At 55.6% G+C, this 25,707-nt stretch carries 19 protein-coding genes; 13 read left to right on the top strand and 6 right to left on the bottom strand.

All coding sequences use genetic code 11. The annotated features are described in order from the left end of the window. Positions 1-92: 92 nt before the first annotated feature. The 7 genes from ampD to HALTITAN_RS13340 all read left to right on the top strand — a co-directional run bounded on the left by ampD (position 93) and on the right by HALTITAN_RS13340 (position 9,480). On the top strand, positions 93-674 hold the full coding sequence (ampD, locus tag HALTITAN_RS13370; protein ID WP_039859430.1) for a 1,6-anhydro-N-acetylmuramyl-L-alanine amidase AmpD: 582 nt from the start codon (positions 93-95) through the stop codon (positions 672-674). A 405-nt stretch (positions 675-1,079) separates the two neighbouring features. After that, on the top strand, positions 1,080-3,752 hold the full coding sequence (aceE, locus tag HALTITAN_RS13365; RefSeq protein ID WP_009287423.1) for a pyruvate dehydrogenase (acetyl-transferring), homodimeric type: 2,673 nt from the start codon (positions 1,080-1,082) through the stop codon (positions 3,750-3,752). A gap of 58 nt (positions 3,753-3,810) precedes the next feature. Next, positions 3,811-5,844 (top strand): pyruvate dehydrogenase complex dihydrolipoyllysine-residue acetyltransferase, encoded by a 2,034-nt coding sequence (gene aceF / locus HALTITAN_RS13360; protein WP_009287422.1) that lies wholly within the window; start codon positions 3,811-3,813, stop codon positions 5,842-5,844. 272 nt (positions 5,845-6,116) lie between these two features. After that, positions 6,117-6,770, top strand: coding sequence for an adenylate kinase (gene adk / locus HALTITAN_RS13355; protein ID WP_009287421.1), 654 nt, complete (start codon positions 6,117-6,119; stop codon positions 6,768-6,770). Positions 6,771-6,903: 133 nt separating this feature from the next. Continuing rightward, entirely contained in the window at positions 6,904-7,602 is a 699-nt protein-coding gene (gene tsaB / locus HALTITAN_RS13350; protein ID WP_009287420.1) for a tRNA (adenosine(37)-N6)-threonylcarbamoyltransferase complex dimerization subunit type 1 TsaB, read from the top strand. Then, a complete protein-coding gene (locus HALTITAN_RS13345) occupies positions 7,599-8,318 on the top strand; it encodes a class I SAM-dependent methyltransferase (protein WP_009287419.1) in 720 nt (239 codons plus the stop codon). Before tsaB ends, HALTITAN_RS13345 begins: the two co-directional genes overlap by 4 nt. A gap of 40 nt (positions 8,319-8,358) precedes the next feature. Further along, positions 8,359-9,480 carry a phospholipase D-like domain-containing protein gene (locus HALTITAN_RS13340; RefSeq protein WP_027958147.1) on the top strand — a complete coding sequence of 374 codons (1,122 nt, stop codon included), beginning with the start codon at positions 8,359-8,361 and terminating at the stop codon, positions 9,478-9,480. A gap of 29 nt (positions 9,481-9,509) precedes the next feature. Here the strand turns inward: HALTITAN_RS13340 and HALTITAN_RS13335 are convergent, their stop codons facing one another. Then, a complete protein-coding gene (locus HALTITAN_RS13335) occupies positions 9,510-10,169 on the bottom strand; it encodes a YecA/YgfB family protein (RefSeq protein WP_022522130.1) in 660 nt (219 codons plus the stop codon). 63 nt (positions 10,170-10,232) lie between these two features. On the opposite strand from HALTITAN_RS13335, the gene HALTITAN_RS13330 reads away from it, so the two are divergent. From HALTITAN_RS13330 to HALTITAN_RS13320, 3 genes are all read left to right on the top strand, one after another. Next, positions 10,233-10,781 carry a SprT family zinc-dependent metalloprotease gene (locus tag HALTITAN_RS13330; protein WP_027958146.1) on the top strand — a complete coding sequence of 183 codons (549 nt, stop codon included), beginning with the start codon at positions 10,233-10,235 and terminating at the stop codon, positions 10,779-10,781. Positions 10,782-10,974: 193 nt separating this feature from the next. Then, positions 10,975-12,924: an acetate--CoA ligase gene (acs, locus tag HALTITAN_RS13325; protein ID WP_009287416.1), complete on the top strand. Its 1,950-nt coding sequence runs from the start codon at positions 10,975-10,977 to the stop codon at positions 12,922-12,924. A 276-nt stretch (positions 12,925-13,200) separates the two neighbouring features. Further along, the gene (locus HALTITAN_RS13320; protein WP_007113812.1) at positions 13,201-13,863 is read left to right on the top strand and encodes a response regulator; all 663 of its coding nucleotides are present in this window, start codon (positions 13,201-13,203) and stop codon (positions 13,861-13,863) included. A 38-nt stretch (positions 13,864-13,901) separates the two neighbouring features. On the opposite strand, the gene HALTITAN_RS13315 is transcribed toward HALTITAN_RS13320, so the two are convergent. From HALTITAN_RS13315 to HALTITAN_RS13300, 4 genes are all read right to left on the bottom strand, one after another. Beyond that, a complete protein-coding gene (locus HALTITAN_RS13315; protein WP_009287415.1) occupies positions 13,902-17,843 on the bottom strand; it encodes a hybrid sensor histidine kinase/response regulator in 3,942 nt (1,313 codons plus the stop codon). Between the two features lie 106 nt (positions 17,844-17,949). After that, positions 17,950-18,459 (bottom strand): hypothetical protein, encoded by a 510-nt coding sequence (locus tag HALTITAN_RS13310; RefSeq protein ID WP_022522135.1) that lies wholly within the window; start codon positions 18,457-18,459, stop codon positions 17,950-17,952. Positions 18,460-18,594: 135 nt separating this feature from the next. Beyond that, positions 18,595-20,376: a sodium:solute symporter family protein gene (locus tag HALTITAN_RS13305; protein ID WP_009287414.1), complete on the bottom strand. Its 1,782-nt coding sequence runs from the start codon at positions 20,374-20,376 to the stop codon at positions 18,595-18,597. 6 nt (positions 20,377-20,382) lie between these two features. After that, the gene (locus HALTITAN_RS13300) at positions 20,383-20,643 is read right to left on the bottom strand and encodes a DUF4212 domain-containing protein (RefSeq protein WP_007113808.1); all 261 of its coding nucleotides are present in this window, start codon (positions 20,641-20,643) and stop codon (positions 20,383-20,385) included. Positions 20,644-21,352: 709 nt separating this feature from the next. Between HALTITAN_RS13300 and HALTITAN_RS13295 the strand changes: the two genes are divergently transcribed. The 3 genes from HALTITAN_RS13295 (at position 21,353) to ttcA (ending at position 24,890) form a co-directional block, all read left to right on the top strand. Beyond that, positions 21,353-23,200, top strand: coding sequence for a DUF294 nucleotidyltransferase-like domain-containing protein (locus HALTITAN_RS13295; RefSeq protein ID WP_027958144.1), 1,848 nt, complete (start codon positions 21,353-21,355; stop codon positions 23,198-23,200). 5 nt (positions 23,201-23,205) lie between these two features. Continuing rightward, positions 23,206-23,859, top strand: coding sequence for a 3'-5' exonuclease family protein (locus HALTITAN_RS13290; RefSeq protein WP_039859471.1), 654 nt, complete (start codon positions 23,206-23,208; stop codon positions 23,857-23,859). Positions 23,860-23,969: 110 nt separating this feature from the next. Then, positions 23,970-24,890, top strand: a complete 921-nt coding sequence (ttcA, locus tag HALTITAN_RS13285; protein WP_009287413.1) for a tRNA 2-thiocytidine(32) synthetase TtcA — start codon at positions 23,970-23,972, stop codon at positions 24,888-24,890. Here ttcA and fnr read toward each other — a convergent pair. Then, the gene (gene fnr / locus HALTITAN_RS13280) at positions 24,883-25,629 is read right to left on the bottom strand and encodes a fumarate/nitrate reduction transcriptional regulator Fnr (protein ID WP_022522221.1); all 747 of its coding nucleotides are present in this window, start codon (positions 25,627-25,629) and stop codon (positions 24,883-24,885) included. The two genes, ttcA and fnr, sit on opposite strands and share 8 nt — an antisense overlap. Between the last annotated feature and the right edge of the window lie 78 nt (positions 25,630-25,707).

Genomic DNA, 25,707 nt, shown 5'->3' with positions numbered 1-25,707 from the left:
TCGTCTTCGATGACGGGCATTGTAGTGAAAAACAGCGGTGAAGGTGAAAGAGAACAGAGAAAGAGAGCGCTAACGTAAAGGAGCCCTTGCCAGTGGAAAATAAACAACCCCTTGACGGGTGGTGGGAAAGCGCGCGTAAAGTCGTTTCACCGAACTGTGACCCTCGGCCCACCGGTGAGGTGTCGTTGCTCGTGATTCATGCGATCAGTCTTCCGCCTGGTCAGTTTAGTGGTAATGCTATTGAAGCGCTATTTACCAATCAATTGGCGGTAGACGAACATCCATTTTTCGCCGAAATTGCTCACTTAAGAGTCTCCGCACACCTGCTTATCCGTCGCGATGGTGAGTGCGTGCAGTTTGTTGATACAGATCAGCGTGCTTGGCATGCTGGGCGCTCCAACTGGTGGGATGCCCGCCAGCTAAGCTGGCGAAGGGCGCTCAACGATTTCTCGGTGGGGATTGAGCTTGAAGGGGATGACGTTACCCCCTATCGCAAAGCACAGTATGACACTCTGGTGGAAGCAGTGGTGTGGCTAATGGCGCGCAACCCTCAGCTAGATAGCAGTCGTATTACCAGCCATGCCCATGTGGCGCCGCTGCGCAAAACGGATCCTGGTCCGGCGTTTGATTGGGCGTATTTCCAGCAACTGCTGACATTGCGTGTTGAGCGTTAGCGGTTCGATTACGTTTTTCCCCGTGTGCTAAGTATTTCACTAATAACGCAATAAAACGGTAGTTTAATTACATCGGATGACTATTTGGTCGCAATGGCAAATGCTCTATGAATTGCTTATGTTGCAGTGCAATAGTTTGTTTTCGATAGGCTTTTCCGCTGCGACGGAATTGGCAGCGTGGCGACTTTGAGGTATCTTCGCCTATACAAAAGGCTAACTTCTAACAGAATTGTGTAGCTTTACTACATCAATAGTTACGTAGCTTGTTGAATGTAGAGCTAAAACCCCTATCCGGCGTTTAATCACCGGCTGAATGTTGGCACGTGGTGTAGTACCACGCCGCCGCCCCAGGCCCTTCAGGGTAGCGGGGATTTTTGTCATTTATCGTCATTCGGAGAGACCTCTATGAGTCTGGAGACAAGAGAAGATCTCGATCCGATCGAAACCACGGAATGGATTGATTCCCTGGAATCGGTATTGGATCGTGAGGGCGAAGATCGTGCCCGCTACCTGATGACCCGCCTGGCGGATCGCCTGCGCCGGGACGGCATGAAGGTGCCCTTCTCGGTGACGACCCCGCACCGTAATACGATCCCGGTTCACCGCGAAGCACCGATGCCTGGCGACCTGTTCATGGAGCGCCGTATCCGCTCCTTGATCCGTTACAACGCCATTGCCCAGGTGATTCGTAATAACCGCGCCAAGCCGGGCCTGGGTGGCCACATTGCCAGTTTTATGTCCTCGGCTACCCTGTATGACGTGGGCTTTAACCACTTCTTCCGCGCGCCTCAGGGCGATTTTGCCGGTGACCTGATTTATATTCAGGGCCACGTAGCACCGGGCATCTACGCACGTTCCTATTTGGAAGGGCGTCTATCGGAAGAGCAGATGGACAGGTTCCGCCAGGAAGTCGATGGCGATGGCCTCTCTTCCTACCCGCACCCGTGGTTAATGCCGGACTACTGGCAGTTCCCCACGGTCTCCATGGGGCTGGGCCCGATTCAGGCTATCTATCAAGCGCACGTGATGAAGTACCTGCATCACCGTGAGCTGAAGGATATGTATGACCGCAAGATCTGGTGCTTCATGGGCGACGGCGAGTGTGACGAGCCGGAATCCCTGGGCGCCATTTCACTGGCCGGTCGCGAAAACCTCGACAACCTGATCTTCGTCATCAACTGTAACCTGCAGCGCCTTGACGGCCCTGTGCGCGGCAACTCGCGGGTGATGGACGAGTTCGAAGGCGTCTTCCGTGGTGCGGGCTGGAACGTGATCAAGGTCGTCTGGGGGCGTCACTGGGATCCGCTGTTCGAGAAGGATAAAAAAGGCATCCTTCAGAAACGCATGGACGAAGCGGTCGACGGCGAGTACCAGAACTACAAAGCCAACGGCGGCGCTTACACCCGTGAGCACTTCTTTGGCAAATATCCAGAAACCGAGGCGATGGTCAAAGACCTCTCCGACGAAGATATCTGGAAGCTCAACCGCGGTGGCCACGATCCGTTCAAGGTTTACGCGGCGTATAACGAGGCGGTTAACACCTCCAACGGCAAGCCCACGGTCATCCTGGCGCACACCGTTAAAGGTTACGGTATGGGTAGCGGCGATGGCGAAGCGGCCAACGAAGCGCACCAGGTCAAGAGCATGGAGTATGAAGCGCTCAAGACCTTCCGCGACCGCTTCGGTATTCCGTTAACCGACGAGCAGCTCAAAGACGTGCCGTACTACAAGCCGGAAGACGACTCTCCCGAGCTCAAGTACATGCACCTGCAGCGCGAGCGTCTGGGCGGCTACCTACCCAGCCGTCAAAGCGACTTCGAGGCGCTGGAAATCCCCAGCCTCGAAGACAAGACCTTTGCCTCGCAAATGGGCGGCTCGAAAGGGCGTGAAGTCTCGACCACCATGGCGTTTGTGCGGGTGCTTAACGGCCTGGTCAAAGATAAGACGCTGGGCAAGAAGGTGGTGCCGATTATCCCTGACGAAGCGCGTACCTTCGGTATGGAAGGCATGTTCCGTCAGTTGGGTATCTACACCTCGGAAGGTCAGAAGTACGAGCCGGTGGATAAAGGCCAGATCATGTTCTACCGCGAGGATCAGAAAGGTCAGATTCTCGAAGAGGGCATTACCGAAGCAGGCGCCATGTCGGCCTGGATCGCCGCGGCGACCTCCTACAGCAACAACAACGTCACGCTGCTGCCGTTCTACATCTACTACTCGATGTTTGGCTTCCAGCGTATCGGCGATCTGGCCTGGGCGGCGGGTGACCTGCAAGCCCGTGGCTTTATGGTCGGCGGCACCGCAGGGCGCACCACGCTTAACGGCGAAGGCCTGCAGCACCAGGATGGCCACAGCCTGATTCAGGCCTCCACCATCCCCAACTGCCGCAGCTACGACCCGACCTATGCCCATGAAGTCGCCGTCATTCTGCAGGATGGCCTGAAGCGCATGTTCACCGACAAGGAGAACTGCTTCTACTATCTGACGGTGATGAACGAGAACTACGAACACCCCGCGCTGGAAAACGTCCCCGCCGACGATATCGTTAAAGGCATGTACCTACTGCGCGAAACCAAGGGTGACAAGGGCCGCGTTCAACTGCTGGGCTCTGGCACCATTCTGCGCGAAGTGGAAGCTGCCGCTGAGTTGCTTGAGAACGATTGGGGCATCGGCGCCGACATCTGGAGCGTGACCAGCTTTAACGAGCTGCGTCGTGAAGCGCTGCTGCTGGATCGTGAAGCCTTCCTGAACCCAGACGCCGAGGCCAACAAGCCTCACGTCACACAGTGCCTGGAAGGGCGCGACGGCCCGGTGATCGCGTCGACCGACTACATGAAGCTGTATGCCGATCAAGTGCGTGCCTGGGTACCGGGTGACTACACTGTACTGGGTACCGATGGCTTTGGCCGTTCAGACACCCGCGAGAAGCTGCGCTACTTCTTCGAAGTAGATCGCTACTTCGTGACCGTGGCGGCGCTACGTGCGCTGGCTGAGCGTGGCGAGATAGATCGCAAGCAGGTTGGTGAAGCGCTTAAGAAGTACGGCATTGATGCCCATAAGCCTAACCCGCTGACTAGCTAAACCGCTGACCGGTGGGCGGTGGCCCACCGGCTCGATCCGATTTGGAAGGAGCGCGACCTTGAGTAGCGAAATCATCAAAGTTCCCGATATCGGCGGCGATACCGATGTCGAAATCATCGAGATTGCGGTGTCAGAAGGCGACGTCATTGAAGCGGAAGACACCCTAATCACGCTGGAATCCGACAAAGCCAGCATGGACGTACCGGCCCCGAAAGGCGGCAAGGTACTCAAAGTGCTGGTCAAAGAAGGCGATAGCGTCTCGGAAGGTGACGATATCGTTGAGCTGGAAGTCGAAGGTGGCGGCGACGAGAAACAAGAGAGCTCGTCTGACAGCCAGCCTGAAGAGGCCCCAGCGAAGCAAGAAAAACCCAAAGAGCCGTCTCAAGAGCAGAAGCCCGCAGCTAAAAAGTCAGCCGGCGGTAAGCAGACGGTGGATATCAAAGTGCCCGATCTCGGCGGCTCGGACAGCGTCGAAATTATCGAAGTCGCGGTCAGCGAAGGCGATGAGGTTGAGGCCGAAGACACCTTGATCACGTTGGAGTCTGACAAAGCCTCCATGGACGTGCCCAGCCCCCATAGCGGTAAGATCGTCAGTTTTACCGTGAAAGAGGGTGACACCGTCTCTGAAGGCGATGTCATCGGCCAGATGGAGATCGTCGGCGAGGGCGGCGACAGCGAAGACGCACCGGAAGAGAGCTCTTCTCCAAAACCGTCCTCTAGCCAAGCCAGTAGCGAGCCGGAAGAAACGGCTGAAGATGATCAGGAAGAGGCCGCTAGCGGCGAGCCGGAGCGCAAAGAGATTCGCGTACCGGATCTTTCTGGCTCCTCTGATGTGCCGATTATCGAGATCGGCGTAGCGGCAGGTGACGAAGTCAACGAAGAAGACCCGTTGATCACCCTAGAGTCTGATAAAGCCTCTATGGACGTGCCCAGCCCCTACAAAGGCAAGCTTCTTGAGCTGACCGTTAAAGAGGGCGACACCGTCTCTGAAGGCGATGTGATCGGCTATATGGAAGTGGCGGGTGCCAAAAAAGCGGCACCGAAAAAGGCCGCACCAGAAAAAGCCTCGCAGAGCAGTGACAGCAAGGACAGCGCTAAACCGTCTGAATCTCCGGCCGGTACCCCCAGCCCGGAAGCACAGATGGCTGCCCATAAGCCCCGGGATGGCAAGCTGGTGCACGCCGGCCCTGCGGTACGCATGCTGGCTCGTGAACTAGGCGTCGACTTGGGACTCGTTAAACCCAGCGGCCCGAAAGATCGCGTGCTCAAAGAGGACGTACAGTCCTATGTGAAGCAGGCGATTGCCAATCAGGGTAAAGCCCAGCCAGGTGCGGCAGCCGCGGCTACTGGCGGCGCGGGTATTCCGCCCATTCCGGAAGTCGACTTCAGCCAGTTTGGTGAAGTGGAAGAGAAGCCGATGGGGCGTCTGCTCAAGATGGGCGCGACCAACCTGCATCGTAGCTGGCTCAATGTGCCCCACGTTACGCAATTCGACGAAGCGGACATCACCGAGCTGGAAGCTTTCCGCAAGGCGATGAAGGCGGAAGCGGAAGCCCAGGGCGCCAAGCTAACGCCGCTGCCGTTTATGGTCAAAGCCTGTGCCTTTGCGCTGCGTAAATTCCCGCAGTTCAATGTCAGTCTGAAGGGTGACGGTGAAACCCTGGTATGGAAGAACTACGTCCATATCGGTATTGCCGTGGATACGCCTGACGGTCTGATGGTGCCAGTAGTGCGCAACGCCGATAACAAATCCTTGATCGAGATTGCCAAGGAGATGGCGGAGCTAGGCAAGAAAGCCCAGACCAAAAAGCTCAAGCGTGACGAGATGACCGGTGGCTGCTTCACCATTTCGAGCCTCGGTTCGATTGGTGGCACGGCGTTTACACCGATCGTTAACGCGCCGGAAGTGGCTATTCTGGGCGTGTCCAAAGCGCAGATGAAGCCGGTTTGGGATGGGAGTGCCTTCCAGCCGCGCCTGATGATGCCGCTGTCGCTCTCCTACGATCACCGTGCGATCAACGGCGCCGATGCGGCACGCTTTACCGCCTTCCTGGCCGATGTGCTCACCGACATTCGTCGCTTACTGCTGTAATTGGTAGCGATGTGCTTTCACAAGCGGCGCCCCTAGGGGCGCCGCTTGTGTTTACTAAACGTAAATGCTGCCTAAACCTCTCGCAGGGCGACCAAAGTGGTAGATTTAGGGCATTTGGCTGTTTTAATTTAAAAAAATTGAAACAAAAGCGGGTTTCTCAGGCTTTTGGGGAGTTGTGTCGCTTGAGAGGCGCGGTTATTGTCAGTTAACAGAATTCACATACTCATTTTTCGAACTCTTTTTTCATACCAAGAACTTCAAGGAGCAGTGCCATGCGTTTAATCCTGTTGGGTGCCCCCGGCGCGGGGAAGGGGACTCAAGCTCAGTTTATTTGTGAGCAATTTAAGATTCCTCAGATTTCCACCGGGGATATGCTGCGCACGGCCATTAAAGATGGCACTGAGCTGGGCTTGAAAGTAAAAGAGATCATGAACAGTGGTGGCCTGGTGTCCGACGACATCATCATTGACTTGGTCAAAGAGCGCATCAGTCAGCCTGACTGCGAAAATGGCTTTCTGTTCGATGGTTTCCCACGCACGATCCCCCAGGCCGACGCCATGAAAGAGGGCGGCGTTAAGCTAGATCACGTGGTGGAAATTGCCGTACCCGATGAAGAGATCGTCAGTCGATTGGCGGGACGCCGTGTGCACCAAGCATCGGGCCGGGTTTATCACGTTGAGCACAATCCGCCCAAAGAGCCAGGCAAGGATGATGTGACCGGTGAAACGCTTATTCAGCGTGAAGATGACCAAGAGTCCACGGTGCGTAATCGCCTATCCGTTTACCACGATCAAACGGCCCCGCTGGTCGATTACTATCAGCAGTGGGCCAAGCAGGATCCCCAGAGCGCGCCCCAGTACCACCGCATTGAAGGCGTTGGCAGTGTGACGGATATTACCCGCCAGGTTAAAGAAGCCCTTAGCTGATAAGAGCCCTCAGTTGATAATAACCTTTAGCTGATTTTACGCCTTTGCCGATGGCCCGCCTAATGCGGGTCATCGTCGTATTGGCGTGACAAAGGTATAATGCCGCAACCTTTCTTTCGAGTGGCCACTTGCTATGCCGTTACATCTGCTTGCCCTGGACGCCTCTTCAAGCGCCTGTTCTGCAGCCTTACTGCGCCAGGGTGATTCGGGCACTGAGTGCCTGGCGCGCTTCGAGATGACGCCCCGCGCCCATACCCGCAGGCTGCTGCCGATGGTGGACGAAGTGCTTGCCGAAGCGCAGGTAACCCCTTCCCAGCTTGATGCCGTTGCGTTTGGCCGGGGGCCGGGTTCGTTTACCGGACTGCGTATCGCGGCGGGGGCAGCCCAGGGGTTGGCGTTTGGTTTGGACTGCCCGTTGCTGGGGGTGTCTACTTTAGAGGCGCTGGCCCTTCAGGCCCATCGTCGCTATCACCTCCGCCACGTGGTGACTGCCTTAGATGCCCGCATGGGCGAGGTGTACGCCGCGACGTGGCACTGCCTAAAAGACACTATTACTCCGATGAGCGCCGAGGCGGTGCTGGCCCCTGAGTCGCTGCGTCTGCCAGGCGACGAAACCGACTGGGTAGGTGTAGGCAGCGGCTTTACGCTGTGGGAGCGCTTCACTGTCGATGTACAGCTTAGCATGCCCCAGCATTTGGATGATTTAGAGCCCCGCGCCGAAGAGATGGCGTGGCTGGCGGCGCGTGATTTTGCCGCTGGGTTGGGGCAGGCCGCGCACTTGGTTCAGCCGGTTTATCTGCGCAACGACGTTGCCTGGAAAAAGCCCGCATGAGCGATGTTGAGGCCGATGTTGAGAGCATCGTTCTGCCTGACGGCCTGCGCTTGGTGCAGGGCGATGAGGGGTTGGCGCTGGTCGGTGATGAAAAACGCTACGGCAAGCCGCTCAGCGTTGATTTTGTGGCGGGCAAAGCGGCCCATCGGCGCCGCTTTGGTGGTGGGCGTGGTCAGCTGGTCGCAAAGGCCTGTGGGCTTTCCAAGGGCGTGACGCCCTGCATCGTTGATGCTACGGCAGGGTTGGGGCGGGATGCGTTTGTATTGGCCAGCCTAGGTGCCCAGGTGTTGTTAATTGAGCGGGTTGCAGCGATTGCAGCGCTGCTGGAGGATGGCCTGAAACGTGCCTCCAGGCATAGCGATACAGTGGATATTGTTGCCCGCATGACACTGCGTCATGGGGATGCGGCTCAATTCCTGGCTGAATTGGTTGCCAGTGCTCACTTTTCACCGCAGGTGATACACCTGGATCCGATGTTTCCCCATCGTGAGAAATCAGCGTTGGTGAAAAAAGAGATGCGTCTGTTCCGCGAGTTGGCTGGTGATGATAACGATGCCCCGCGATTACTAGAAGCGGCGTTGGATGTGGCCACTCATCGCGTGGTGGTTAAGCGCCCCCGTAAGGCGCCGCCTATTGCGGGGCCAGTGCCGCAACATACCCTTGAGGGTAAAACCAGCCGCTACGATCTGTATGTACATCGCTCATTAGCACGGTAGCTCGTTAGTGTACTTATCAGTGGCTAAGCAAGGAGCACCCATGCAGAACGCGTGGCGAGAAGGTAATCGATTTACGCTGCTGCCGGAGGCCTCACGCTTTCTGCCCGCTATGTTTGAAGCGGTGCATAATGCGCGGCACTATGTGCTGGTAGAGCTCTACTTGATGGAATCAGGGGAGCTTGCAGATCAAGTCATTGAGGTATTGACTGATGCAGCGCAGCGCGGTGTTCGCGTCTGTTTACTGCTGGATGGCTATGGCTCGATGGGCCTCTCCGGGAGTGATCGCCAGCGCCTGAAGCAGGGCGATGTTCAGCTGCGCTTTTTTAACCCCATTGGTTTCCACTCTTTAGCGCTGAACCTGAGCCGTGACCATCGCAAAATAATGGTTATTGACGGCGAGCTGGCGTTCACCGGTGGCTTTGGCGCGGTGGATGAGTTTTTGAATGCCTGGTACGAAATTGCCCTGCGTATTGAAGGGCCGGTGGTGGCCGATTGGGAACTGCTGTTTCGGCGCCTATGGCATTCGCGGCTGACCCGCGTCGAGAAGGGCGATAGACGCGCGGCGGCTCTCCCAGAGCGTCGTGAGCCTCAGGCGCTTGCCAATGGCGTGCCTGGGCGGGCGATGTCGGCGCGTGGCTATCGTTATCAAGCGATTCGCCACTCATTGCATTATCGGGTCAGCCAGGTAAATGAACGACTCTGGTTATGCACACCCTATTTTGTGCCCACCTTTGCCCTGCGTCGGCGTTTGGTTCGGGCGGCTCGCAGAGGGATAGACGTACGCTTACTGCTACCGGGGGCAAAGCATGATCATCCCAGCGTTCGCTTTGCCGGTCAGCGCTTTTATCACACCATGCTCAAGGCTGGGGTGCGCATTTTTGAGTTTCAGCCGACCTTTATCCACGCTAAATTTGTGCTCGCCGATGAGTGGGTGAGCATTGGTTCGTGTAACTTTGACCACTGGAATCTGCACTGGAACCTAGAGGCAAACCAGGAAGCAATGGATCCGAAGCTCGCGGCGGACGTGCGCGAACTGTTCGAGCGAAACTTTGCCGCCAGCCAGGAGGTAGACGCCGCGGCTTGGGCGGCGCGCCCCTGGAGGCAGCGCGCCCGTGAGTGGATCTATGGCGTGCTGGATGCCATGGTAACGCGGCTTAAATAGTGTCTACGCTAAGTATTTAGCCTAAGCACCTAGCGCTTTTTACCTTTTGCAGGCGTTTTTTTACGCGGTTTGGGTTTGGGCGTTTCCGGTGGCACGCGGTAATGCAGGTAAAGATCCAAAACCAGTTCCGGCAACTGCACTACCAGCGACTCCTGGCGTTCTTGATCTTTAGCCAGCTCGGCCAAGTCCGGCTCATCGTCGAACAGTCCGGAGAGCAGCATAAACGGTAGCAGCAGGGCGGCGGCGGCCTCTTCATCGTCCTGGAACCAAGCGCTCTCGTCGCTGAAGACGCCTTCCATAAAGCCCGCACACCAGTCGCCTATAGGGGTTTCCTCGGCGGGTTCTCCTCCCAACGTTAGTTCAAACGGCAGTTCCGGTAAGCCGCCTTGCTCGAGTACCGCCACCGCGTTGTCGCGTAACAGTGTGAGCAGGGTAATAATCTCATCACGCTCGGCGTCATCGGCGTAGCGAGGCTCACCCTGAAACAGCTCAGTCAGCCACTGGGTCGCCGGTACTTCGCTGGGTGCCACGGCAAGGGCCACTAAAAAGCCATGGGTGGAAATAAGATCCAGGGCGTCTTCATCCACTTGATCCGAGTCAAGGAAGTCGTCCAATCTATCCAACTGCTCATCCTCGAGCAGTGGCTGCGGTGGCGTGTTCGTTTCAGGCGTATCGCTGCGCTCTGCCATGAGTAAAGCCTCGTTAATACAAACGTTCATCAATGGTTACCTATAACGGCTAGTTTATCACTAATGAAGACGTCACCACTGCCTCCTTGGCCTGCCACTGAATTGGCGGCTATGTCGGAAACAGAGTTGCATCAGGCCGCGCGAGTTCGCGTCGAACAAGCGTGGCAGCGCTGCTGTGAAGTGTGCCCAGCGCTGCCAGCCCCAAATGTGTGGTTTAACCTGCGCGGCGCTTCGGCCGGCCAGGCGCATCTTGGCCACGGCGGGTTACGCTTGAACCCGGTGTTACTGAGAGAGAACCGCACGGCGTTTTTTGATGAGGTGATTCCCCACGAAATGGCTCACTGGCTGGTGTTTCATTTGGACAACGGCCCGCGTTTAAAACCCCACGGCCGCGAGTGGAAAACGGTCATGCGCGACCTTTTTGGTTTAGTTCCCAGTGTTACCCATCGGTTTGATATTAAGCAGGCGCAGTCCGCACCTTATCGTTACCAATGCGATTGCCGCTTTCATCAATTTACCCCAAGACGTCATGCTTTAGTGGTAAACGGGCGTCATTATCGTTGCCGACACTGCGCTAAGACCTTGGTCTACAGGCCGGAAGTCGTCTCGTGATTTGTTTATAAATGTTTGTTTTTTAAATAAAAAATGATAATACCAATGTCTAAAGGGAAGCCTGCGCGAGGAGGTTTATGCTAGGGGAACATTAATGGCAGCCGATACGCCCGATAATGGTCAATAAGCCCATAAATAATCGTATCGACTACAGTTTCTTAGAGAGTGCATTTTCACGGACAGAGGCAATTTTATGAGCGATCAACAGAAGGTCTATCCGGTGCGCGACGATTTCGCCGCCAATGCCTGGGCCGATAAAGCCAAATATGAGGCCATGTATCAGCAGTCGATAGACGACCCGGAAGGCTTCTGGGCTGAGCAAGCCAAACGCCTCGACTGGATTAAAGCGCCCAGCAAAATCAAAAACACCTCCTTTGCGCGTGACAATGTCGATATTCGTTGGTTTGAGGATGGCCTGCTTAACGTCAGCGCCAACTGCCTTGACCGCCATCTGGATAAGCGCGGTGACCAGACAGCGATCATTTGGGAAGGCGACAACCCCGATGAGTCCAAACACATTACTTATCGCGAACTCTATGCACGCACGAACCAGCTAGCCAACGCGCTGAAAGAGCTGGGTATCGATAAAGGCGATACCGTTACGCTGTATATGCCGATGATTCCCGAAGCCGCCATGGCTATGTTGGCCTGTTCGCGCATCGGGGCCGTTCACTCGGTTGTCTTTGGTGGCTTCTCGCCGGACGCCGTTGCCCAGCGGGTTATTGGCGCCGACTCCAAGCTGGTGATTACCGCTGATGAGTCGGTGCGCGGTGGTAAGCACGTACCGCTGAAAGAGAACGTGGACGCCGCGCTGACCCGTGACGGCACTGATGTGTGCAAAAACGTCCTGGTGGTGAAGCGCACCGGCGGTGAGATCGAGTGGAAAGAGGGGCGCGATGTCTGGTTTGACGAGCTGGTCGACAAGCAGTCCAACGAGTGTGAACCGGAAGCCATGGGCGCCGAAGACCCGCTATTCATTCTCTACACCTCGGGTTCTACCGGTGCGCCTAAAGGCTTGAAGCACACCACCGGCGGCTACCTGACCTACGCCGCCATGACCCACCAGTACGTGTTTGACTATCAAGAGGGTGAAATCTACTGGTGCACCGCGGACGTTGGCTGGGTTACCGGGCACAGCTATATCGTTTATGGCCCCTTGGCCAACGGTGCGACTACCCTGATGTTTGAGGGTGTTCCCAGCTATCCCACCCATGGCCGTATGGGTGATATCGTTGATAAGCACAACGTTAATATTCTCTATACTGCGCCCACCGCGGTGCGTGCTCTGATGGCCCATGGCGAAAACGTCATGGACTCCAGCAAACGCGATAGCCTGCGGCTATTGGGCTCCGTGGGCGAACCGATTAACCCGGAAGCCTGGGAGTGGTTCTACCGCGTTATCGGCAACGAAAAATGCCCGATTGTAGATACCTGGTGGCAAACCGAAACCGGCGGCATCATGATTGCGCCGCTGCCGGGCGCTACGCCGCTTAAACCTGGCTCTGCGACCGTACCGTTCTTCGGTGTGAAGCCCGCGCTGGTCGATAACGAAGGCAATAAATTGGAAGGCGCCACTGAAGGCAACCTGGTGATCCTTGACGCCTGGCCGGGTCAGGCGCGCTCTATTTGGGGTGACCACGAGCGCTATGTTCAGACTTACTTCTCGACCTACGACGGTATGTACTTCACGGGTGACGGCTGTCGCCGCGATGAGGATGGCTACTACTGGATCACCGGGCGTGTGGACGACGTGCTGAACGTGTCGGGTCACCGCATGGGCACCGCCGAGATTGAGTCCTCTCTGGTAGCGCACAGCGCCGTTGCGGAAGCAGCCGTTGTTGGCTTTCCGCACGATATTAAGGGACAAGGCATCTATATCTATGTCACCCTGAGTGACGGTATCGAGGCGACAGACGAACTCAAAAAAGAGCTGACCCAGTGGGTGCGCAAAGATATTGGCCCGATTGCTTCGCCGGATGTCATCCAGTGGGCGCCAGGTTTGCCGAAAACCCGCTCGGGTAAAATCATGCGCCGCATTTTGCGCAAGATTGCCGCCAATGAGTGTGATGGTTTGGGTGATACCAGTACGCTGGCCGACCCGTCGGTGGTCGATGAGCTGATTGAGCATCGCGCCAACCAATAATGGCGACAACGCGATAGGCTGTTTAGCCCAATAGAGCTTGTTTGCCGACTCAAAGCCGTGCCGACCTGAGTAGGTCGGCACGGTTGTGTTTATAGATGCGCGTTTATAGATAAGCGTTTATAGACACATGTTTCACTTGTGTGAACGATCTATTATAAATTGTGCATGTGATGCTTGGGCATGATGAAGCCCATGGGGTACCATGCTTCACAACCGTAAGAGCCTAGCGTCGCGGCGGCAGACAACCCCGCTGCTCGAGGAACCGGAGGAATATCCATGGCAGTAGCTCATAAGTTTATCGTCGCTGACGATCACCCGCTGTTTCGTGCAGCGCTGACCCAAGCGTTACGCCAGTTGGCCCCCCAGGCGGAAATTGTCGAAGCGGACACCATGGAAGCCACCACTGACGTGGTGAATCGCCACCCAGATGCCGATTTGATTCTGCTGGATCTGCATATGCCGGGAGCCCATGGCTTCTCTGGTTTAATCCAACTGCGTGGTCAAATGCCTGATATCCCCGTTGCGGTAGTGTCTGGTAGTGATGAACCCTACGTGGTTCGTCGTGCTATTGACTACGGCGCGTCGGGTTTTATCCCTAAATCATCGTCTCTACAACTAATTGCTGAAGCCGTCGGCGAAATTCTGCAGGGCGAGGTGTGGTTACCTGAGGCGTTGGCCAACGTGCTGGAAGAGACCAGCGAAGAGGAGTCGCGTTTTGCCGAGGCGATTGCTTCGCTAACGCCCCAGCAATTCCGCGTCTTGAATATGCTGACCGAAGGCCTGCTGAATAAACAGATCGCTTATGAACTGAGCGTCTCTGAAGCCACGATCAAAGCTCACGTGACTGCGATTCTACGCAAGCTGGGCGTACACTCACGTACCCAGGCGGTTATCGCGGCTCAGAAGCTTGAAGTCGAGCCGCCGAAAGTCGTTTCCTAAGCAAGTAGCAAACAACGACTGTGTTAACCGCGGCGCGCTTAGCGCGCCGCACGATTGGCCTGCAGCGTGCGCGTCAGTAGCGCCCGTAGTGCCGCCGGTTTAACGGGCTTCAGCAGCAGTTGATAGCCCGCCCGCTTGATCTCTTCAGCTACCGCTTCGGTACGGTCAGCGGTAATCACAATCCCCGGTACCGCCCCCTCAAAACGTTCGCTGAGTGCTTCCAGCGCCATTAAGCCGGTGACTTCGTTATCCAGGTGGTAGTCCGCCAGAATAGCGTCAGGGTCGCCATCCATATTGCGTAGGATCGATTTGGCCCCGCCGATACTGGTGGCGGTAAACACCTCGCAGCCCCAGCCGCTAAGCATGGCGGTCATGCCTTCCAGAATCAGCGTCTCGTTGTCGATGCATACAATCCGCGTACCGCTCAGCTTATGGCTGCCGCGCCGTGCATGCGGCTCAAGCTCGGTGCTGGTTGACTCGTGGACGGTGACAATCGGTACGCTAACCGAGAAAACCGCGCCTTTGCCTACCGTCGAGCGTACCTTGATAGGATGATCCAGCACCCGGCTCATACGGTCGGCAATGGAGAGCCCTAGCCCCAGCCCTTTCTCGCTCTCTTTGTGGCGGGAGACCTGATCCAATCGGCGGAATTCCTGAAAAATTTCGCTCAATTTAGACTCGGGAATGCCGGGGCCGCTGTCCCACACTTCAATAGAGAGCCAGCCATTTTGGCGACGGCAGCCCAACAGCACGCGCCCCTCTTGAGTGTAGCGAATCGCATTGGATAAGAAGTTTTGCACGATACGGCGCAGCATTTGAGGATCTGAGTCGACCCAAAGCTGGGTAGGCACGACTTCTAAATCTAATCCGCGATCGTCCGCCATCACCTCAAATTCGGCGCGTAACGGGCGGAAGATATCCGCTAGGGCAAAGTGACTGCGGCGGGGCGTTAGGGCGCCTGCGTCCAGCTTGGAGATATCCAGCAGGGTGCTTAGCAGTTCCTCGGCGGCCTGCAGCGAGTTATCGATATGGCCAACGATGCGCTGGGTGTCGGTCGTAGTCACGTTCTGCATCAGCGCGGAGGTAAATAGCCGTGCCGCGTTAAGCGGCTGCAGCAAGTCGTGGCTGGCCGCGGCCAAAAAGCGCGTTTTGGAAGCGTTGGCATCTTCTGCGAGCTGCTTGGCCTGGCGCAGGGCGAGCTCTGCCTCGGCGCGTACCCGGTTCTCCTGGCGCAACGCCGCGTTGGCTTCAGAGAGCGCCTGGGTACGCTCACGCACGCGCTCTTCCAGGGTTTCATTGGTCTCTTTAAGGGCAATTTCAGCCTGACGGCGTTCGGTAATATCCTGATAGAGCGCAAAGAAGCCCAGGATCGCCTGGCTGTCACCAAAGTGCGGCGTGTAAGTGACCAGCATATAGCGCATGGCTTCATTCACCCGCAGCGAGACTTCAAAGCTGACCCGTTCGCCGTTCAAGGCGCGTGCGACCCATGGCGCGCGCTCCTCCGCCTGCTTAATTGGCAACACGTCTTCAAAGCGGCGACCAATGACTGCGTTGCGGTCAATATTGAACGCCTGCTCGTAGGCTCGGTTGGTAAATAGGTAGCGGCACTCTTTGTCGAAGTAGGCAATCAACGCGGGCACGTTATCGGTATAGATACGGATATTGTTTTCCGAGCGAATCAAAGCCTCTTCGATGCGCTTTTGCTGGGTAATATCCTGGTAGGTATACACAAAACCGCCGCCAGGCATGGGATTGCCCTGCACTTCCAGCACGCTGCCATCCTGGCGGTAGCGCACATAGCGGTGGGGTTGGCCTTCGCGAATATTGTCGAGCAGTAGCTGCACGTGCTCTTCCGGGTCACCCGGGCCATACTCGCCGTTGTGGGCGTTGTAGCGGAAGATACGGTCTATGGGGGCGCCAACACGAATCAGGTGGTCAGGGAAGCGGAAGAGCTCAAGATAGCGCTGGTTCCACACCACCAGGCGAAGGTTCTGATCGACCACGCTAATGCCCTGGTTAATGTTTTCAATGGTGGCCTGAAGCAGCGCCCGGTTGAACTCCAGCACTTGGGAGGCTTCATCGACAATCGAAATCACATCCGATATGCCGATACCGCGCCCCTGAAGTGCCGAGTTGACTACAATGCGTGCCGATGAAGCGCCTAGCACCGAGGCCAGAAAGCGTTCGGTGAACTGAATAATATCGATTGAGGCACGAGTGCCGTCGTCCAGTGGTTTACCCACCCGGCGGGCGTAGTCTTCAAAGGCGCGATCGACCTGTCCCGCGCCTAGAAAACGTTCACAAAGGACTTTTAAATCGCCCACGGTGGTCGCCCCGGTCCAGGGGCGGTTGACCGAGGTCTGGCGTGTTTCCACGCTATCCACGAACAGTGAGGCCTGAATACGCTCGACCACTCGCTGTGAGGTAACTTGGGAAACGAAAATGTAGCAGAACAGGTTTACCCCGAGTGACAGCATCACGCCGTGGGTAAAGCTGTCACCTAAGTTGAGGCCGAACAGCGTCGTGGGCGATAGCCAATTGAGCCCCAACGGGCCTCCGTCAAGCCAGCCAGTCGGCAGCACACCAGCATTGATCATCGCGGGCATAAGCAGGCTATAGGCCCAGATGGCGAAGCCCGCATTCATACCGACAATCACCCCAAGCCGGTTGCCGCGCTTCCAGTAGAGGCCGCCAATCAGCGCTGGGGCAAATTGCGAGGCAGCGGCAAACGAGAGCATGCCAATCGAGGCCAGCGAGGTAAATTCGGCAATTAGCTGGTAGAAGCCGTAGGCCATGGCCAGTACGGCAACAATGGTTAAACGCCGCGCACGTAGCACCAAGCGCCCATAATCCCGTGCCTTGGTATCAAACCAGCGCAGCCGGAACAGCGCCGGGATAACGATTTCGTTGGAGATCATGATCGACACGGCCACAGCGGCGACAATCACCATGCCCGTGGCCGCCGAGAAACCGCCGATAAAGGTGAGTAGCGTTAACCATTGGTGGCCCGAGGCCATGGATAGAGCCAGTACGTAGGTATCGGGCTCTACGCCGCTTTCGGAAAACAGCAGCAGACCAGCGGCGGCTAAGGGCACCACAAAAAAGGCAATGGCCAACAGGTAAAGTGGAAACAGCCAGCGCGCTTTCGTGGCGTCGTCAGGGTGAATGTTTTCCACCACTGCCACATGGAACTGGCGGGGAAGACACAGAATCGCCAGCATCGCGAGCAGCGTTTGGGCCCAGAAACTTTGGCCAAAATCCTGGTTGGCCAGCTGGCGCTGGAGTTCGAGCTGGCTTTCGGCATGCCCCATCAGCTCACCCAGGCCATCAAACATACCCCAGGTAACAAAGGCGCCAAGCACCACGAAGGCGAGCAGCTTGACCAGCGATTCGAATGCCACGGCGTGGATTAAGCCTTCGTGGTGTTCGGTGGCATCGGTGTGGCGGGTGCCGAATAGAATCGCGAAAATTGCCATCACAATGGCCACATAGAAGGCCGTGTCGCCAAACAACGGCGTATGGGTCACATCGGTGGCATCGGTAAGAACGCTAAAAGTAGTGGAAACTGCTTTTAGCTGCAGGGCAATGTAGGGCAGGGTACCGACCAGGGCAACCAGACTGGCAAAGGCGGCCAGCGACTGGGTTTTGCCGTAACGGGAGGCAATAAAATCGGCAATCGAGGTGACGTTTTGATGTTTGGCAACGCGGATCATTTTGGCCAGCACCGGCCAGAAGAGTAAAAACGTTAAAATCGGTCCGACGAAGATGCTCGCAAACGACCATCCCGCGGTGGCTGCCTGGCCAACCGCGCCGTAAAACGTCCACGAGGTGCAGTAAATGGCCAGTGCCAAGCTATAGATGATCGGACGCCGACGGGTGGCGCCGTGGGTACGCGCGCGGCGATCACCGTACCAAGCGATACCAAATAGAACGGCAATGTAGAGTAACGAAACCGCTACCAGTAGCCCGCCGTGAAACATGCCTTTCTCCCCGCCAGAGTGTTTAACGTGCGCCAGTCAAAAGGCTTCATTCTAGGCGAAACAACGGGTCGTGTACGACCGTTTGTACCACGGGCTGTTTATTTGTCTAGGCGCATACGTTGTTGAGTAGCGGTGATGTTTCGCGCAGCGTGCGTATCTCTTCGAGGATAGGGTCGCGGGAGTCTTTATCCAGGGGCACTAGCTCACGGCTCTCGCAGTTGAGTAGATAGGGCTGGGTGATCAAAATATCGGTGTGATGGCGCTCAAACTGATAAAGGATAAATTCCGCTAAACGGGTGTCATCCTGCTCGGTAATACGGATGTTCTCGCTGTCCACCATGCTGAATTTGGTGATCATCGGAATGGCAAAAGTCCATGGGCGCCATACCGCCGTGCTGCTTTCGGTTGAAATGACCGTGGCGGTCTCGGGCAGTTGTGCCTGCTTGTGGTCAAACCAGCTGTACTCCACCTGAACTTGATAGCCCAGCATACCCAGTCCGCCACACACCGGGACTATCCATTTGGGCAAACGTTTGCCGCTCAAATTGCGCAGTATCAGGCCAATCCCGGCTGCCGCAAGGCCTGCAAAAACGGCGGCGATCAAGTGCCAAATCATAATTTATCCTTTCAAAAAGCCGTCTATAAAAGCTATCTATAAAAGCCATCGGGCCTCCCTAAGGAAGCCCGATGATGAGGTCGATTCCAAAGCGTTATCGCCGTATGGCGATAACGCATCAGGAAGGAGTATGACTTAGTGGTCTATCGCCATGCCAGCACCTTTCGGATAGCGAACGCTTTCCACCAGATCCTGAATTTCCTGCGGCGGTGCAGCTGTCACTCTGGAAACCGCAAAGGCAACGGCGAAGTTGATCATCGCGCCTACGGCACCGAAGGAGAGCGGCGAGATGCCAAAGATCCAGTTATCCGGCGTGTTTGCCAGCATATTGGTATCCGGCACGAAGAACCAGCCCAGGTAGGTAAAGATGTAAAGCAGGGTGCAAATCAAGCCCGCCAGCATACCGGCGACCGCGCCTGAGCTGTTCATCCGCGTGGAGAAGATACCCATCATCAGCGCGGGGAACAGTGATGCACCGGCGATACCAAAGGCGAGTGCCACCGTTTGTGCCGCAAACCCCGGCGGATTAAGCCCCAGGTAAGTGGCCAACAGGATGGCGCCACCCATGGAGATTCGCGCTGCCAACATCTCGCCTTTCTCGGTGATCTTGGGATTGATCATGGTCTTGATCAAGTCGTGGCTGATCGCCGACGAGATCGCCAGCAGCAAGCCTGCAGCTGTCGAGAGTGCTGCGGCGATACCACCCGCTGCAATCAAACCAATAACCCAGCCGGGAAGATTGGCAATTTCCGGGTTGGCGAGTACCAGTATGTCATTATTGACGGTTAGCTCGTTGCCTTCCCAGCCACGATCAGAGTAGTCGGCAGCATCATTATACATTTGGATACGGCCGTCATTGTTGAGATCGTTGAAGGTGATAAGGCCTGTTTCTTCCCATGTACGAACCCAATCAGGGCGTTCTTCGTACAGAATCGGGTTTTGCGCAGCCTCTTCGTAGTTTTCAACCTGCCCCGCCATCTCTGGGTACACGGTGGTCGCCAGATTCAGACGTGCCATTGAACCGACCGCAGGAGCCGTGAGGTAAAGCAGGGCAATGAACACCAGCGCCCAGCCAGCAGACCAGCGAGCATCGGCTACTTTCGGGACGGTGAAGAAGCGAATGATAACGTGGGGTAGACCGGCAGTACCGACCATCAGCGACAGGGTAAACAGCACCATGTTGAGTTTGTTGTCCACATCGGCGGTGTAGTCGCGGAAGCCAAGTGCGCTAACCACGTCATCCAATTTAGCCAGCAGCGGAATGCCGGATTCAGTATGCGTGCTGAACATACCGAACATCGGAATCGGGTTGCCGGTTAGTTGGAAGGCAATAAACACCGCAGGAATGGTGTAAGCGATGATTAGAACGATGTACTGGGCTACCTGGGTATAGGTAATGCCTTTCATACCACCAAATACGGCGTAGAGGAAAACGATCAGTGCGGCTAACCAAATACCCCAGGTGTTGCTGACTTCAAGGAAGCGAGAGAACGCTACGCCCGCACCGGTCATTTGACCGATAACGTAGGTAACCGACGCCACAATCAAGCAGACGATAGCCACTAAGCGAGCGGTGTTGCTGTAGAAGCGGTCGCCGATAAAGTCAGGCACGGTGAACTTACCAAACTTACGCAGGTAAGGTGCTAGCAGCATCGCGAGGATAACGTAGCCACCAGTCCAGCCCATCAGGAAAGTAGAGTTGGCGTAGCCGCCTGAGGCTAGCAGGCCCGCCATGGAAATGAACGATGCAGCTGACATCCAGTCCGCTGCGGTGGCCATGCCATTGGTGATCGGGTGAACCCCGCCCCCCGCGACATAGAAGTCTTTCGTTGAGCCGGCGCGCGCCCAAATCGCAATGCCTATATACAAGGCAAAAGAGGCGCCGACGAACAGTAAGTTAATTGCAAACTGGCTCATACCGGCTTACTCCCCAAGGCCAAATTTTTGATCGAGCTTGTTCATCTTCCAGGCATAGAAGAAGATCAGCACGATAAACGTTAGGATTGAGCCCTGTTGTGCAAACCAGAAGCCAAGATCGGTACCGCCAACCGGAATACCGGCGAGCAGCGGGCGAAAAAGGATAGCGCATCCGTAAGAAACAAATGCCCAAACAGCCAGGCATCCGAAAATTAAGCGGACGTTTGCTTTCCAGTATTCAGCAGCGTTGGTTTTGTCATCTGCCATTGTGTTGCTCTCCACTTGTGATTTTTAAGGTTGGGAAAGTTCACGAGGAATAGCGTGTGACCCATCAGGGCAATCGCACGTCTAAAGCCACCCTATCGATAGGAGTGGTGAGTCAGCTTCTGTTAGCACATCACCTTATTATTCGATATGAAATGTCGAGTTAGTTAGTGACGTGCGATTACCCTGCATGACTCATTGTTAATACTGGGCAATAAACGTCAAAAAATAAATCCCAGACTTTGGTATCAATAAACGACGAATTGGCTTTTGGTAAGATGCATGTTATTGAAAATACGAGTTTTTAGAGGCTGTTTAAGCGAATTTTGTAGGCGTTTGAAGAGCTATAGGACGATAGTCTAGTGAGCAAATAAAAGCAGTTATTGGCTACTTTAAATACATGTCCTGGGTTTTGCCGGAAGCACGGTTAGTAAGTGTCGATACTTTGGTCGTGTATCAAAAGTCGCTTCGACTTTAGCGTGATAGCTAAAGGTATAACAAGGTTATACTTGCTACTTGGGAAGTGAATCCTTTATACCCGTACAGCCACCTTCATATAATAATCGATAACAGTTTTTTTGAAGCGCTGGTGTGGGCCAATTTATGTGGGCCAGTATCGAGTCACGACGTTTATTTATTTTTGCTTATGTCTGCTAGCGCGCCTTAAGACACAACCCGGTTAGTCGCAGCCTGTTTAATGAGGTTATACCCCATGGTCGATGTGGATCTATCCCAACTGCCGTTTACGCTCCTTGACGATGAGGGGCGTGACCATATTCGTCGTGGCATTGACCTGGCCTATTTTGATCGTGACGAAATCATTTTAGAGACTGGCCAAGCGGGTGAGTTCGTTTATCTGATCCATAAAGGCGAAGTGGCGGAAATCGATCCTACATTGCCCTCATCTACCGCGCGTATTGGTCACTACACGGCAGGGGACCTGTTTGGCGCGATCAGTATTCTCAACGGTAAAAGCCGCTACCGCTTTAAGGCTGAACAGGAGTGCCTGTGTTACCTAATGCCTAAAGCACTGTTTCAGCAGCTGTGTCGCCACTATCCTGATTTCAGCAGTTTTTTTCGCCAATCGCTGACCCATAAGGCGCGCCTGATGACCGAAAAGCGCGCCGAAGGTGGCGTCACCATGGCAGGCTTTATGCTGGCCAAGGTAAGCGAGTGCATGCGTGCGCCACTGCTGATGGCAGCGACGACCGATATCGCTAGCGCTGTAAAACAGCTCAACGAAAGTCACGCCGACAGCCTGCTGGTGTCGACCCAGGACGACACCCTCGGCATGGTGACCAAAACCGATCTGCTCAACGCCTTAGTGCTAAAGGGCAGCGCGGTAACATCATCGGTGGATAAGATCGCCCATTTTAACTTGGTGACCGTCGCACCGGATCAGTACTTATTTGAAGTATTGGTGCTGATGACCCGCCATAAAGTGGCGCGGGTGGTAGTGATGGAGCAAAACGTCTTGAAAGGCGTTGTAGAGCTCACCGACGTGCTTAGCTACTTCTCAAGCCGCAGCTATGTGGTGAGCCTGCAGATCGAGCAGGCGACCAACTTAGAGGCGCTTTCAGCTGCCAGTCAGCGCACCCCGGAGCTGGTCAAAGCGCTGATGGCCCAGGGCGTTAAGCTGCGCTTTGCGATGGATCTGCTTGCGGCACTAAACGGCCGTATTATTAGCAAGGCCTGGGAGTTCACTGTCGATAAGCGCTATCACGAGCAGAGCTGCATGATGGTGATGGGCAGCGAAGGGCGCGGTGAGCAGATTCTAAAAACGGATCAGGATAACGGCTTGATTCTTGCCGATGAAACCCAGTGGCCTGATCTTGCCAGCCATATGCAAACGCTCACCGATACCCTGATTCAGCTTGGTTACCCGCCGTGCCCCGGCAACATTATGGTGTCTAACCCCGAGTGGGTGGCCACGGTATCCCAATGGAAAGGTAATATTGCCAAGTGGGCCAGGGAGCGTGATGGCGATAGCCTGATGAAGCTGGCCATTATGCTCGATGCTCATGGCGTGGCGGGCAACCCGAGCTTGCTTGAGAGCGTGCGCGATGAGCTGTTTGAACGCTGCTCGGGCGATGAGCTGCTGCTTTCCTATTTTGCCCGCACGGCGCTGCGCTTTTCGACGCCGCTGACGCTGTTTGGTTCGCTGAAAAAGCCTCAGCACGGTATCGATATCAAGAAAGGCGGTATTTTCCCTATCGTGCACGGTGTGCGCACCATGGCGCTTGAGCGGCGCATCAAAGCCACCTCGACGTTTGATCGCTTGGATGCCCTGGTTACTGACGGCCGGTTGGATCGCCGTTTTGCCGATGACCTGGGCGAAGCGTTGGCGCTCTTTTCTGAGCTGCGCCTCAAGCAGCAGCTAAGTACGCTGGAAACTTCTGCGGATGCGAAAGAAACTAACGCCCAAAGCAGCAGACGCGCTAACCGTGTCGTGGTGCAGAACCTCTCTTCCCTGGAGCGCGACCTACTGCGCGAAGCGATGCATATTGTCAAAGACTTTAAGCAGCGGCTTTCCCACCGTTACCATTTGGAGTATTCGTGAGCGGAATGCGGCTGTTAGATCGACATGTGACGCTATTTAGCGGCTCGCTGCGCACCTTGTTAAGGCGTGAAAGTGACCGGCGTCGTTGTGCAGACTCCCCCTATGCCTGGCTGTTTCAGCCCTATATGGGCGAAGAGCTGGTGGCGCTCGCCTGCACAGCAACGCCCACGCAATCATCACCTGTGATCAGCGTGGCGGCAGTGGTGCTGAGCCATCAGCAGGTGCATACCAGTCGTGCTTTTGTGATCACCCTTGGTAGCGCAAAGCAGCCCGAGAGCGCAACGCTGCGCCGTCATCACTTGCTGTGCGAGGCGGGGGAGATACTGCCACCAAATAGTGATAACTTGAGCGCGCTAGTAGAATTTATCGGCAATCGGCCCATCGTTGGCTGGCAGTTAGAGAGGCGCATTGGAGCATTGAATGCACTGCTCAGTAAGCGGCTGAATTTTGCCCTGCCCAACGCCCAGGTCGATGTGGCAAAACTGCATCAGCGCCAACTGCGCCGTTTGCACCCGGAGGTCGAAGCGCCCAGCAGCTTCGCCCAGGCGTTGGCATGCTGGCAAGTACCCGTCACGGGCATGCAGAGTGTGCTGGGAGAGGCCACCGCCAGCGCACTGCTGTATATGCGCCTGCAGCGTATTATGGCGCAGGCTGCTTAGGGAGGAGCGACGAGTAGTTGGGTCAAGGCGAAGAGTGTTGTTAGAATAGCGCCCAATTATTTCTTTGTAGCGCCTCTTCTCTTCACCATACCCTCGGCAGTGCTTATACCATGCAATCTCTTGATCACTTTGATCCTGCTCACCTTGATACGGTTGGAGCCACCCCAGCTAACGCTGAGCACGACCAGCCTGAGCTGGCTGATGCGAAGCAGAAGCGTGAATTTAACAAGCTGCAAAAGCGTCTGCGCCGAGAAGTGGGCAATGCGATCATTGATTATCAAATGATCAATGAAGGTGATCGCGTAATGGTCTGCCTCTCCGGTGGAAAGGACAGCTACACGATGCTGGAGATTTTGCGCAATTTGCAGCGCAATGCGCCGGTCAATTTTTCGCTGGTAGCGGTCAATCTGGATCAAAAACAGCCGGGTTTTCCCGAGCACGTATTGCCTGCGTATCTGGATAAGCAGGGCGTGGAGTACCACATTGTTGAGCGCGATACTTACTCGGTGGTAAAAGAGAAAACCCCGGAAGGTAAAACCACCTGCGCGCTTTGTTCACGGCTGCGGCGCGGCTCGTTGTATGGCTTTGCCGAAGAGATTGGCGCCAATAAGATAGCCTTGGGCCATCACCGGGAAGATATTCTCGAAACACTGTTTCTCAATATGTTCTTTGGCGGCAACCTGAAAGCGATGCCGCCAAAGCTGCTATCCGATGATGGGAAGAATATCGTTATTCGGCCGTTGGCCTACTGCAAAGAAGCGGATATCGCTGAGTTTTCGCGGCTGATGGAGTTCCCAATCATTCCCTGCAACCTGTGCGGCTCCCAGCCTAATATGCAGCGTCAGGTGGTCAAAGAGATGCTCGCCGAGTGGGACAAAAAGTTTCCTGGCCGCCTGGAGAGCATGTTCAAGGCTGTCACCAACATTGCCCCTTCCCAGTTGGCCGACCGCAGCCTGTTCGATTTTGAAGGCCTTGAGGCCAAGCAAGCAGAGCTACTGGCGGGGCGTATCCAAGCCTTTAACGTCAGCTAACTGTTTGCTCTTCCTCTTCGGCGAGGGTAATCAAGCGCGGCATATCGAGAATGTTGACCTCTCGCCCGGAGACCGCCACCACGCTCTGCTGCTGAAAGCGGCTTAGTATGCGGCTGACCGTTTCCACCGCTAAGCCCAGGTAGTTGCCGATATCAGCCCTGGGCATTGAGAGGCGAAAGCTGTAAGGCGAGTAGCCCCGGCGACGAAAACGATCCGAGAGGGTAATCAAAAAACTTGCTAGCCGCTGATCGGCGGTTTTACGCGAAAGTAGCCGCATCATACGCCGGTCATCGCGCAACTCTTTGCTCATGCTACGATAAAGCTGGCCACGCAGTTCGGGTAGCTCCTCCGAGAGTAAGTCCAGGCGGTCAAAAGGAATCTCGCAGACGGTGGTCGTTTCCAGGGCGATAACGCTACCGGGGTAATGCTCTTCGTCAATGCCATCCAACCCCACCAATTCACTGGGCAGGTAGAAATTGGTCAACTGCTCGCTGCCGTTACCTTCGGCGGTGATCTGTTTCAAACTGCCCGAACGGACTGCGTAAACGCTGGTAAAGGTGTCGCCCTGACGAAACAGCGGTTCGCCTTTTTTCAGCGGCGCGCGACGACGAATAATGGCGTCGAACTGCCCCACGTCGTCCAGCTCAAGGGCAAGTGGCAGGCACAGTGAGCTCAAACTGCAGGTTTGGCAGCGAGCTTCATGGAGTAGCGAGCGCCGACGGCTCATGGGTTCCAACATGCTTTGCTCCTTGAGAGGGTCCCGCTTATCAATTAGAAAATCCTTACTTATTATAGTCGCTTTAGCATGCCTGCAATA

Origin of the sequence: Vreelandella titanicae BH1 (assembly GCF_000336575.1) — a bacterium.
GTDB lineage: Bacteria > Pseudomonadota > Gammaproteobacteria > Pseudomonadales > Halomonadaceae > Vreelandella > Vreelandella titanicae.
Note: the sequence above shows the minus strand (reverse complement) of the source record. Positions and strands in the feature narration are given on the sequence as shown.